General features: G+C 65.1%; 11 protein-coding genes and 1 tRNA gene. 10 read left to right on the forward strand and 2 right to left on the reverse strand.

The features are described from left to right. Positions 1-15 precede the first annotated feature (15 nt). From ACH196_RS24095 to ACH196_RS24130, 8 genes are all read left to right on the forward strand, one after another. Positions 16-999: an ABC transporter permease gene (locus ACH196_RS24095; RefSeq protein ID WP_396649479.1), complete on the forward strand. Its 984-nt coding sequence runs from the start codon at positions 16-18 to the stop codon at positions 997-999. Continuing rightward, entirely contained in the window at positions 989-2,524 is a 1,536-nt protein-coding gene (locus ACH196_RS24100) for a sugar ABC transporter ATP-binding protein (protein ID WP_396649480.1), read from the forward strand. Before ACH196_RS24095 ends, ACH196_RS24100 begins: the two co-directional genes overlap by 11 nt. 261 nt (positions 2,525-2,785) lie before the next feature. Beyond that, entirely contained in the window at positions 2,786-3,784 is a 999-nt protein-coding gene (locus ACH196_RS24105; protein ID WP_396649481.1) for an ABC transporter permease, read from the forward strand. A 1-nt stretch (position 3,785) separates the two neighbouring features. After that, positions 3,786-4,571, forward strand: a complete 786-nt coding sequence (locus tag ACH196_RS24110) for an SDR family NAD(P)-dependent oxidoreductase (protein ID WP_396649482.1) — start codon at positions 3,786-3,788, stop codon at positions 4,569-4,571. Positions 4,572-4,589: 18 nt separating this feature from the next. Then, the gene (locus ACH196_RS24115; RefSeq protein ID WP_396649483.1) at positions 4,590-5,795 is read left to right on the forward strand and encodes a CaiB/BaiF CoA transferase family protein; all 1,206 of its coding nucleotides are present in this window, start codon (positions 4,590-4,592) and stop codon (positions 5,793-5,795) included. Positions 5,796-5,797: 2 nt separating this feature from the next. After that, on the forward strand, positions 5,798-6,586 hold the full coding sequence (locus tag ACH196_RS24120; RefSeq protein WP_396649484.1) for an enoyl-CoA hydratase/isomerase family protein: 789 nt from the start codon (positions 5,798-5,800) through the stop codon (positions 6,584-6,586). After that, entirely contained in the window at positions 6,583-8,418 is a 1,836-nt protein-coding gene (locus tag ACH196_RS24125; RefSeq protein ID WP_396649485.1) for a CoA-transferase, read from the forward strand. Before ACH196_RS24120 ends, ACH196_RS24125 begins: the two co-directional genes overlap by 4 nt. 5 nt (positions 8,419-8,423) lie before the next feature. Beyond that, entirely contained in the window at positions 8,424-9,263 is an 840-nt protein-coding gene (locus tag ACH196_RS24130; RefSeq protein ID WP_396649486.1) for an SMP-30/gluconolactonase/LRE family protein, read from the forward strand. A 130-nt stretch (positions 9,264-9,393) separates the two neighbouring features. On the opposite strand, the gene ACH196_RS24135 is transcribed toward ACH196_RS24130, so the two are convergent. Together ACH196_RS24135 and cpdR are read right to left on the reverse strand one after the other, a co-directional pair. Continuing rightward, positions 9,394-9,468: transfer RNA gene (locus tag ACH196_RS24135), tRNA-Val, on the reverse strand. Between the two features lie 138 nt (positions 9,469-9,606). Beyond that, a complete protein-coding gene (gene cpdR, locus ACH196_RS24140; protein WP_396649487.1) occupies positions 9,607-9,969 on the reverse strand; it encodes a cell cycle two-component system response regulator CpdR in 363 nt (120 codons plus the stop codon). A 190-nt stretch (positions 9,970-10,159) separates the two neighbouring features. Between cpdR and ACH196_RS24145 the strand changes: the two genes are divergently transcribed. Both ACH196_RS24145 and hisN read left to right on the forward strand, forming a co-directional pair. Then, entirely contained in the window at positions 10,160-11,050 is an 891-nt protein-coding gene (locus tag ACH196_RS24145; RefSeq protein ID WP_396649488.1) for an N-formylglutamate amidohydrolase, read from the forward strand. A gap of 268 nt (positions 11,051-11,318) precedes the next feature. Continuing rightward, positions 11,319-12,095, forward strand: coding sequence for a histidinol-phosphatase (gene hisN / locus ACH196_RS24150; protein ID WP_396649489.1), 777 nt, complete (start codon positions 11,319-11,321; stop codon positions 12,093-12,095). Positions 12,096-12,214 lie beyond the last annotated feature (119 nt).

Consider the following 12,214-nt stretch of genomic DNA (forward strand, 5'->3'; position numbering starts at 1 on the left):
CCGGGAGCAGATCAAATGAGCGACACCACCCATCCTCCCACGTCCCGACGCCTTGCCGGCGGACAGCTTCTCGGCAGCGAGCAGCTTGTCCTCGGCGTCACGCTGGCGCTGCTGTGCATCGCCATTTCGATCGCGGCCCCGCAATTCTATTCGGAGGCCAACATCATCGCCATCCTTCGCCAGTGCGCCCTGGTGCTGATCGTGGCCTCCGGCATGACCATGCTGATCATCACCGCCGAGGTCGACCTGTCGGTCGGCGCCTCGCTGGCCTTCACCGGCTGCATCGGCATGGCGGTCCTGAATGCAACCCATAGCCTGTCTCTGGGGATGCTGGCGGCGCTGGCCTTCGCCGGCGCGGTCGGCCTTGTCAACGGCCTGGTGGTCACCAGGCTCAAGGTCAATTCCCTGATCGCCACTATCGGCATGATGATGATGTTGCAGGGCGGCGTCTATCTGTTCACCCGCGAGGCGGTGCAGAACCACCACCAGCTTGCCGGCTTCACCGATCTCGGCGCGGGTTATGCCGGCCCCAGTCCGCTGCCGGTCATCTTCGCGGCCGTCATCTTCGCGGTTGCCTGGGTGACGCTGCGCTTCACCACGCTCGGCCGCTATCTCTACGCCGTCGGCGCCAACGAGAAGGCCGTGCGGCTTTCCGGTGTCCGCGCCGAGCGCCTGAAGCTCTTCGCCTTCATCGTCACCGGCCTTTGCGTCGGCATTGCCGGCATGATCCTGTCGTCGCTGATGAACGCCGGCCAGCCGACCGCCGGCCGCAGCTTCGAGCTGACCGTGATCGCCGCCGTCATCCTCGGCGGCACCAGCCTGCTCGGCGGGCGTGGCTCGCTTTTCGGCACGCTGCTCGGCGTGCTGGTGCTGAAGGTCATCGACAACGGCATCATCATCCTCGGCTGGAACCAGGATCTGCAGATGGTGGTGCCCGGCATCGTCATCATCCTGGCGACCTATCTCGACATCGTCCGGACCAGAGCCAATGCCCGCTGACATCCTGCACGCAAGGGAAAACGACGGCGCGATCGACCAGACGGTCTCGGCGCTGGAGATGCGCGGCATCGACAAGCGTTTCCCCGGCGTGGTCGCGCTCGACAATGTCGACCTGACGCTCGAGCCCGGAAAAGTCCACGCGCTGATGGGCGAGAACGGCGCCGGAAAATCGACGCTGATCAAGATCATGGCGGGCGTCTACGGCAAGGATGCCGGCACCATCCGCATGCGTGGCCGGGACGTCGAGATCAAGTCGCCGTACGACAGCCTCAAGCAGGGCATCAAGGTCGTGTTCCAGGAGATCGCGCTGATCTCCGAGTTCACCGTCGCCGAGAACATTTTTCTCGAAGGCTATCCGACCGGCAGGGCCGGCTCGATCGACTGGAAGAAGATCCGTTCAGACTCCGCCGCGCTGTTCAAGCGCATCGGCTTCAATGTCGACCCGGCCGCGCGCACCGGCTCGCTGCCGGTCAGCCAGCAGCAGATGGTGGAGATCGCCCGCGCGCTGGCGCATGAGGCGCGCGTGGTGGTGATGGACGAGCCGACCTCGTCGCTGACGCCCAACGAGGTGTCGCTGCTGTTCGCCGTCATCCGCCGGCTGACCGGGCTCGGGATCGCGGTCGTCTATGTCAGCCACAAGCTCGACGAGGTTTTCGAGATCGCCGACACGGTGACGGTGCTGCGCGACGGCCGCCACATCTCGACCAAACCGGTCGGCGAGCATACCAGCGACACGCTGATCCAGGACATGATCGGCCGGCGTATCGACAATCTGTTCCCGCGCAAGCGCGGCGCAGCCGGAACCAGGGTGGCGCTTTCGGTCGTGGGACTCAGCACGGCGAAGAAGTTGAAGGACGTGTCGTTCGAGGCGCGCGCCGGCGAGGTGCTCAGCTTCTTCGGGCTGATGGGCGCCGGGCGCACCGAACTGGCGAAGGCGATCGTCGGCTACGATCCGATCACAGCCGGCACGATCACGGTCGACGGCCAGCGGCTCGCCCCGCACGACACCAGGACGGGCGTGCGGCTCGGCATCGGCCTGCTCACCGAGGATCGCAAGACCGAGGGCCTGATGGCGGAACTGCCGGTATACCAGAACGCCAGCCTCGCCTCGCTCGGCGCTTTCGCCAGGTTCGGCTTCGTTGACAAGGCCAGGGAACGCAGGGCGGTGCAGGACTATGTCGACCGCTTCCGCATCCGGACGCCCAGCCTTTTCCAGCAGATCAAGAACCTGTCCGGCGGCAACCAGCAGAAGGTGCTGATCTCGCGCTGGCTGATGCGCGGCCTGAAGGTGATCGTCGTCGACGAGCCGACCCGCGGCATCGACGTCGGCGCAAAGTCGGAAATCTTCGCGCTCATCGATCGGCTTGCCGGCGAGGGCCTCGCGGTGGTCATGATGACCTCGGAAATGCCCGAACTGCTCGGCCTGGCCGACCGCATCGCCGTGATGTGCGAGGGCCGGCTCACCGCCATGATGCCCCGCGACGAGGCCACCCAGGGGAAGATCCTCAATGCGGCGATCGGGTGAGGTGATGATTCCCTTTATCGGCCTGAAGCTGCGGTCGTCGTGTTTAGCGGGCGACCCCCACTCCGCCTCGCTTCGCTCGGCACCTCTCCCCCGATCGACGGGGGAGAGGAAGCGCCGGCCGCGCGACTTGGCGCCCTTCCTCTACCCCACGAAGTGGGGGAGAGGTGGCGAGCCCGAAGGGCGAGACGGAGTGGGGGAACGACCGGACAAGACGTCCACAATTGCCCCGGGATCGATCCGCTGCTCCGAAGGGAGAGAGCGATGAGCGTTGCGCAGATGAGTTCCGCAAACAACGACGGCCCCTCCCTCCTCGCCCGCATCTTCGCGCGTCAGGAACTCGCGCTCCTGCTTTGCCTCATCCTCGTCATCGCCTTCTTCTCGTTCACGGCGGAAAACTTCCTCTCCGTCCGCAACATGACCAACGTGCTCGGCCAGGCCTCGCTGGCGCTGACCGCCGGCATAGGCTGCGCCATCGTCTTCATGTCGGGCGAGGTCGATATCTCGATCGGCTCGCTGCTCGCCGCCATCGCGCTGCCGCTGATCCTCATCATGAACGCCACCGGCTCGCTGGCGCTCGGCATCGGCGGCGCGCTGCTGCTCGGCCTGATCATCGGCTCGGTCAACGGCTACCTGACTGCCTATGCCGGCATCAATTCGCTGATCGTGACGCTTGGCACGATGTTCATCCTGCGCGGCGGCGTTTATCTCTACACCGGCCAGCGCGCCATCCCCGACGACGCAGCGCTGGACAGCTTCATAGCGCTGTCGGACGGCCGCCTGTTCAACGTCATCCCCTATTCGGCGGTGATCGCGCTGATCCTGCTTTTCGGCTTCGCCTACATGATGCGGCACCGGCCCTTCGGGCGGCAGATCTACGCCGTTGGCGGCAATCCGGAAGTGGCGCGGCTGGCCGGCTACGACGTGCGTCGCGTCAAGTTCGTCTGCTTCCTGATCAGCTCGCTGCTGGCGACGGTGGCCGGCATCATCCTGGCAGCGCGCGTCGGCTCGGCGCAGCACACGGCCGGCCTCAATTTCGAGTTCCAGGTGGTGGCGGCGACGGTGCTCGGCGGCGTCAGCCTCGCCGGCGGCATAGGCAGCCTGTGGGGCATGGCGCTCGGCGTGCTGATCCTGCAGTTCCTTTCCAACGGGCTGCGCGGGCTCGGTCTGCCGACCGAGTGGCAACTGGTCATCACCGGCATGATCATCATCGCCGCCGTCGCCTTCGACGAGGCGAAGCGCCGGCGTGCGAACGGAGGCTGACATGGCGCGTCTCAAGGGCAAAACCGCGGTTATCACGGGTGCCGCCGACGGTATCGGCCACGCCATAACCGAAGCCATGGCCCGCGAGGGCGCGCATGTCTTTTTGGGCGACATAGCCGACGCGCAGGGTGAAAAATTCGCCGCCGAACTGCGCGCCGCCGGCCATCAGGCTGACTACGTTCATTGCGACGTCTCAGAGGAAGCCGACATCGCCAACCTGGTCGCGACCGCCGTCGCAAAAACGGGGCGTCTCGACATATTGGTGAACAACGCAGCAATCGCCATCGGCGGCATGCCCGTCCACGAAATGACCGACGAGCAGTGGCATCGGCTGATCGCGGTCAACCTCACCAGTGTCTTCCGCGGCTGCAAATATGCGATCCCCCACATGATCGCCCAAAGATCCGGCGCGATCATCAACATGGCCTCCGCCCAGGGCCATATCGGCCTCGACGGCTGGACCGCCTATGCCGGCGCCAAGGGCGCGGTGATGGCGATGACGCGGCAGATGGCGGTGGAGTTCGGCCCGCTCAACATCCGCGTCAATTCGATCTCGCCCGGCACCATCAACACGCCGATGAACGACAAGCTGATCAAGGAGATCGGCGGCAATTTGTCGAAGGCGTGGGTGAAGATGCACCCCATCGGCCGCATCGGCGAGCCATCCGAAGTGGCGGAAGCTGCCGTTTATCTCGCCTCCGACGCCGCCGGCTTCACCACCGGCATCGACCTGCGCGTCGACGGCGGCCTGACGGCCGCGCCGCGCTACGTTCCCGACCTGCTTTGAAAGACCAAGAGAACCGATATGGCAAAGGCCCTCGAAGGCGTCCGCATCCTCGATTTCAGCCACCTGCTGCAGGGGCCGTTCGCCACGCAACTGCTCGGCGACATGGGCGCCGACGTCATCAAGATCGAACGCGCCGGCTCGGGCGACATGTTCCGCGGCATGACCTTCTTCGCCAAATGGGTCGGCGGTTCCGAAAGCCCGAACTTTCTGGCCTGGAACCGCAACAAGCGCTCCATCGCGCTCAACCTGAAGAGCCGAAAAGTGCATGCCGTCATCATGGACATGGCCAAGGGCGCCGACGTGGTGGTGCAGAATTTCCGGCCCGGCGTGCTGGCAAAGCTCGGCTACGGCTACGAGGATTTCAAGGCCGTCAACCCGCGCATCATCTACTGCTCAGGCTCCGGTTACGGTGAGGAGGGTCCCTATGTCGACCGCCCCGGCCAGGACATGCTGATCCAGGGCCTCGCAGGTCTGATCGCCAATACCGGGCGCGGCGACCAGGCTCCGGTGCCGGCGGGCGCCGGTCTCGCCGACCAGATCGGCGCCATGAACATGGTCTACGGCATCCTGTCGGCGCTCTATTACCGCGAGAAGACCGGCAAGGGGCAGAAGATCGAGGTGAACCTGCTGGCCGGCATGCTGGCGCATCTCAACCAGGAATATGTCGCCGTTCTCAATCTCGGCGAGGATTTTGTCCGTCCGAATTCCGGCATCGGCCATCCCGGCATGCAGGCCCCTTTCGGCATCTACGAAGCAAGGGACGGCGGCTATGTCTCGATCGCTATGAGCCCGTTCAAGGCGCTGTACACGGTTCTCGATGCGCCGCATCTCGCCGTCTACGACGATTTGAAAACCCTGTTCGACAAGCGCGACGAGGTTTTCGAGAAGGTCAACGCCGAGACGAAGAAGTTCTCCACGCAGGATCTGCTCGCCCGGCTGCTGGCCGCCGACATCTGGTGCGCCGAGGTCAAGGACATCCGACGCGCGGCGGAGGATCCGCAGGTCACGCATATGGGTATGATCGCCAGCTACGATCACCCGCGCGGCGGCAAGGTCAGGGTCGTGGCGCCGGCGGTGAGGATGAGCGAGACGCCGGCGTCGATCGAGCGTCCCGCGCCGCTGGTCGGCCAGCATGGGCGCGAGATCCTGGCCGAGTTCGGTTTTTCCAGGGAAGACATCGCGGCGCTGGAAGCCTCGGGCGACATGACCGTGGAAGCGGCGTGAGCATGGGCGCCTGGCAGACCCTGACGGTCGAGCAAACAGGCCGCGTCGCCGTCGTCACCTTCCGGCGCGCCGACCAGCTCAATGCCATGAACCGGCTGATGCAGAGGGAGATCACGTCCGCTTTCGAGGCGCTGTCCGTGGATGATGGCGTCGGCGCGATTGTCGTGACCGGCGAGGGGCGCGGCTTCATGGCCGGCGCCGACATCAAGGAGTACGCCGCGCAGAGCGCGCCCGAATTCGACAGCTTTCAGGCGGCTGGCACGCGCATGTATGCTTCGATCGAGGACAACCGCAAACCCGTTATCGCCGCCGTCAACGGCTTCGCGCTGGGGGGCGGCATGGAACTGGTCCTGTGCTGCGACATCGTGATCGCCAACCAGTACGCAAAGCTAGGCCTGCCCGAGATCAAGCTCGGACTGATCCCCGGCGGCGGCGGCACGCAGCGCAGCGTCGCCAAACTCGGCCGCAACCGCGCCAATTTCCTGCTGATGACCGGCGCCATCGTGCCCGCCTCCGAATTCGTCGAGGCAGGACTGGTCAACGAGATCGTCGACGCCGAGAAGCTGATGGCGCGGGCGCTGGAACTGGCCGCGATGATCGCCGCCGAGCCCGCCGGCGCGGTCGAGGGGCTGAAGCGGCTGACGGCCCATGCTGTGTCGGGCGACCTCGCCGGCGGCCTCGCCACGGAACGCGACATCCTCGGCGAACTCTATCGTGGCGAGATCGGGCAGCGGCGCGTGCGCGAATTTGCCGAGAAGAGCGCCGGGCGGGCCGCGAAGGCGAAGCCGTGACTTCGGCAGGCGAGAGCGGCCACGCAACAATCTCGCTGGTCAAGCCGAACCGGCCGCGTTTCCTGGAGGTCGAGGAACTGGCCGCAATGGTGCGTCCCGGTGAGACGTTCGGCGTCGGCGGCCATCACTTCGCGCGCCTGCCGATCGCCCTGCTGCGCGCCATCGGCCGGAGCGGCGTCAGGGATTTGCGCTACGTGTCGTGGGCCGGCGGGTTGCCGCTCGAACTGCTGCTGGAGGCGGGTGCGGTCGCCGACATCGACATCTGCTTTTCCAGCCTCGACATCTTCGGTCTGCCGCCGCGTTTTCGCACCGCCGCCGAGACCGGCGCCTTGCCGGTGCGCGACTGGACGGCGCTCGCCATGATCCAGGCCCTGCGCGCCGCGCAGCAGAACCTGCCGTCGATGCCGTTCCAGCTTCCCGAGGGATCGGACATGCTGGCGCGCATCCCCGGCGCGATGACCGCCTCCGATCCCGTTACCGGCGAGACAGTTAGCGTCATTCCCGCATTGCGTATCGACACATTCGTCGTCCATGCCCAGCGCGCCGACGAGAGCGGCAATGTTCAAATCATCGGGCCGCGTGCGCTGGACTTCGCCATGGCGGGCGCGGCGCGCCAAGTGCTGGTCACGGTCGAGGAGGTCGTTCCGGTTGGCGCGCTGCGCAGCGACGGCCGCCAGAGCATTTTTACCCGCAATCAGGTTTCGGCCATCGCGCTCGCGCCGGGCGGCGCCTGGCCCGCTTCTTGTCTCCCGTTCTACGTGACCGATTTTCTCGCCCTGTCTGGCGCATTCGACGCCAAGGATATCCCGCTGGCCAAAAGCCTTACCCCTCCACCCGGCGGCGTTCCGAAAATCCTCCGTGAGGCCGCGAAGATTCATGCCGGCACCGTCGTGACGCTTCAGGCGCAGGCGCTGCGGACCCCCGCCATCCGGCGGAACGTGCCGGAAGCATCCATCGACGAGATCATCGCGGCGCGCATCGCCGCCGAACTCGGCAACGACAGTTTCGCCAGCGCCGGAGCGGTGTCGCCGCTGGCCAACGTCGCCTACCGCCTGGCCAAGGCCACGCACGCGCCGGACATGATTATCGCCACGATGAGCTGCGGCCATCTCGACATCGCGCCGAGCCCGATGATCTTGTCGCTGATCGAAAGCCTAGACGCCGAGACGGCCGTGGCGCATGCCGGCGGCGACGATACCTATTCGACCTATTACCAGGCCGGCGCGGTGACCCATGAGATCGTCGCCGCCGCGCAGGTCGACCGCCGCGGCCGCGTCAACACCATCCGGTTGCGCAAGCGCGACGGCGGCATCATCCGGCTGCCCGGCCAGGGCGGCATGGCCGATGTCGCCAACATGCATCGCGACTATCTGCTCTACGTCACAAGGCATTCGGCCCAGTCGATCGTGGAAAAGGTCGAGATCGCCAGCTCGGCGCGCGGCCTCCTGACCGAAGCCGAACGCGAGCCGCACGGTTACCGGACGGGCAAGGCGCTGGTGTTCACCGATCTCTGCGTCTTCAAGCTCGAGCCTGCGACCCGCGAACTGATGGTCATCGAGACCATGCCGGGCGTCACGCGCCGGCAGATCGAGGACGCCACCGGCTTCGCGGTAGAATTCGATGCCGATTGCCGCGAGACCGCAATCCCGTCCACCGAGACGCTCCGCATCCTGCGGGAGCGCATCGATCCGCTCGGCCTGCGCCGGCTGGAATTCGTCAGCGCAAAGGAGCGCGGGGCGCTGATCGCCGAAATTCTCGCCACCGACCGCGCCGTGGTCGAGCGCTGCATCGCCGCACAGGCGTCGTCCCACACCGAAGCCGATCGGAGGTGAACCCCATGGCAAAGCCGCTGCTCGACATGTCCGCCGCAAAGGTCTTCTTCAACGGCATCTTCAGCGAGCCGCGCGTCGCGCATCCGGAAGGCGTGGCCGTCCACAGTGACGGCTCGATCTGGTGCGGCACCGAGACCGGAGACCTTCTGCGGTTGGCCGCCGACGCAAGTTCCGTCGAGCGGATGGGCGCCACCGGCGGCTTCCTTCTCGGCATCGCCTTCGACAGTGCCGGCAACTGTTTTGCCTGCGACCTCAGGCACGCGACAATTTTCCGCCGGGATGCCGCCACCGGGCGCATGGACGGTTTCGCAGCGTCCGGCATCCGCGTGCCGAACTATCCGGTTATCGACGAGCTAAACGGCTGGCTCTACGTGTCGGACAGCGTCGGGCAGCACAATCGCTCGGGAATCTTCCGCTACGATCTCGCCACCGGCGAAGGTGGCCTGTGGTGCCGCGAAACGATGTCCTTCGCCAACGGCATGGCGATGGCGCCTGACGGCAAGGGGCTTTACGTGGTCGAAAGCGACGCCGCCTGTGTCAGCTACGTGCCGATCCTAGAAGACGGCGCGGCCGGGCCGAAGCAGATGGTTGTCGATCAGGTGCGCAACGTTCCCGACGGTCTGGCCTTTGCCCCGGACGGCTCGCTGTTCATCTCGTGCTACGAGCCCAGCCGCATCTATCGCTGGCGCCGGGATCGCGGGCTGGAAACGCTGATCGAGGATTCTGCGGCCACCACCATCGCCCACCCCACCAACATCGCCTTCAAGGGCGAAAAACTCTACACGGCCAATCTCGGCCGCTGGCACATCACCGAGATCGATCTGTCTTCGCTTGGTCCGGCTTGAAGATCGGCTGACGCGCCGCATGCCTGGGGCAGGAGTCCGCTGAATTCGGGCAGGCAACCGGCAGGCCAAATTCGGCACGGAAGCTGTCGCAGCAAGAGGCGATCCGTCCAATGATCCCGGGAGCTTCGAATGGTGGGCGTGACAGGGATTGAACCTGTGACCCCTACGATGTCAACGTAGTGCTCTCCCGCTGAGCTACACGCCCATTCGAATGCCGCGCATACACCATTTTTGATCTGGCGCGTCAATAGCGGCCTGTGGGTCTATTTTGCCGGAAACCGCCCTTCCCGCCGTTCGCCGCGCAATCGTTGTACGGCCGGCGAAGGATGCCGTTGCGGCAGGCTCAGGCGGCGTGCAGCATCTTTTCGACCTCGTTGACGAGGTCGCGCAGGTGGAACGGCTTCGACAGGATCTTTGCATCCTTCGGGGCCTTCGAATCGGGGTTCAGGGCCACCGCCGCGAAACCGGTGATGAACATCACCTTCAGGTCGGGGTCGATCTCGGTGGCGCGGCGGGCGAGCTCGATGCCGTCCATCTCGGGCATGACGATGTCGGTCAAAAGCAGCGAGAAGGGCTCTTCGCGCAGCCTCTCGTAAGCGCTGGCGCCGTTGTCGAAATCGCTGACGTCGTATCCCGCCCGCTCCAGCGCCTTCACCAGAAACCGGCGCATGTCGTTGTCGTCTTCCGCGAGAAGAATGCGTGCCATCTTGTCCCGTCCCAATCGGATCGCCGCGCAGCCCGGGCCGCCCGTTAACCATTTCTGTATATGAAGTGCCGGGGGTAAATATCAAGTGAATGCTACCCTTTCGGCGTATGCGCCAAAGCTGGACATGGGCGGCGTCAAATGGCAGTTTCGCAGGCATGGTCTATGCAGTTCAGGGTCCGGAGCAGCGTAAGTGACGGCGGCCGACGATTTTTCCAGCGTCGCCCCTTTCGAGATTCGCTCGACCGCCGAGCAACGCGTTCCCTTCGTGTTCAGTTCGCCGCATAGCGGCCGCCACTATCCCCAACGTTTTTTGGCGATGACCAGGCTGGACGCCATGGCGATCCGCCGCTCCGAGGACAGCTATGTCGACGAACTCTTCGCCGGCGCGGTGGCGCTCGGCGCGCCGATGCTCGCCGCCAACTTTCCGCGCGCCTATATCGACGTCAACCGCGAGCCGTGGGAACTCGACCCGCGCATGTTCCAGGACCCGGTGCCGTCCTTCGCCAATATCCGCTCGGCGCGCGTCGCCGGCGGCCTGGGCACGATCCCGAAACTCGTCGGCGAGGGGCTCGACATCTACCCGTCGCGGCTGCCGCTGGCCGAGGCGATCGAGCGCATAGACGGCATCTACAAACCCTTCCACGAGACCCTGAAGCGCATGCTGATGCAGACGCATGCGCATTTCGGCTATGCCGTGCTGATCGACTGCCATTCCATGCCGGCTTCCATCCGCGTCGGCGACAACGGCATGCGCCCCGATTTCATCGTCGGCGACCGTTTTGGCGCCTCGGCCTCGGCCGGGGTCGTGGAAAGCGTCATCTCGCTGCTGTCGTCAAAGGGCTACACCGTCGCCCACAACAAGCCCTATGCCGGCGGTTTCATCACCGAGCACTATGGGCGGCCGGCGCGGGGGCTGCATGCGGTGCAGATCGAGATCAATCGCGGGCTTTACATGAACGAGCGCACGTTCCAGAAGTCTGCCGGCTTCGAGGCCCTGGCCCACGACCTCACGGGTTTTTCCGCCGACCTGATGTCGTTGCCGGATGACGTCTTCGTCAGCCTGCCGCTGGCGGCCGAATAGCCCCCCGGACAAGCCCCGTATCAGGCCGTCTCGCGGGTCAAAAAAAACCGCGTTGTTCGCACAACGCGGTCTGAGTCTAGGGAGGAAACGCCCAAGGAGGGCATGAACAGGAAACCTGTTCGAGAATGAGGATATTGTGCATCGCACAAATGTCAAGCGATCATGACGGATTCTTAAATAAGAATGATATTTTTATCGGCGTACCCGTTCGCTTGTGACATTCCTGCAACAAACCGCTGAACGATTCCCAAGAAAGGACCTTCCCACCGTGACCGTTTCCGCAGATTTCCTGCGCAAGATCGCACGCGCCGCGGCGGCCGAGACGCTGCCGCGCTTCCGCAGCCAGGGCGCCGTCTCCAACAAGCAGGCCGGCGGTTTCGATCCGGTGACGGAGGCCGACCAGCAAGCGGAACGCGTCATCCGCGGCCTCATCCGTGCGGAATATCCCGACCACGGCATCCTCGGCGAGGAGTTTGGAGCGGAAAACGTTTCCAGCCGTCATCGCTGGATCATCGACCCGATCGACGGCACCCGCGCCTTCATCTCCGGCATCCCGGTCTGGGGCACGCTGGTCGGCCTGACCATCGACGGAAAGGCTTCCGCCGGGATGATGTCGCAGCCCTTTACCGGCGAGCTTTTCTACACGACGGGAACGGGTTCGTTTTACGAAGGCCCCGGCGGCGACCGCCCGCTTTCGACCCGTAAGACGGCCGAACTTGCCGACGCGATCCACTTCACAACCACCCCCGCCCTGTTCAAGGGCCCCGCGATGCGCGCCAAATACGAGCGGCTGGAAGGCGCCGTGCGGCTGTCGCGCTACGGCACCGACTGCTACGCCTTCGCCATGGTGGCGGCGGGGCAGGTGGACATCGTCACCGATCCCGGCCTGAAATCCTACGACATCGCAGCCCTTATCCCGATCATCGAACAGGCCGGCGGCGTGGTCACCACCTTCGACGGGGGAAGGGCCGAGGGCGGCGGCGACATTCTTGCCGCCGCGACACCCGAACTGCACGCGGCGGCGATGGCGGTGCTTGCTGGGTAGGATAGACATGGACGGCGAAGCGTCAGTCGCGTCATATTCTCGTGCCTACCCTTTGTGGATACTGCCGTGTTCACACACTTGGATTTTAGCTGCGGCTCTCCAGTAATAGGTGCGCAGTC

The sequence above is a fragment of the Mesorhizobium sp. IMUNJ 23232 genome (assembly GCF_044326205.1).
Lineage (GTDB): Bacteria > Pseudomonadota > Alphaproteobacteria > Rhizobiales > Rhizobiaceae > Kumtagia.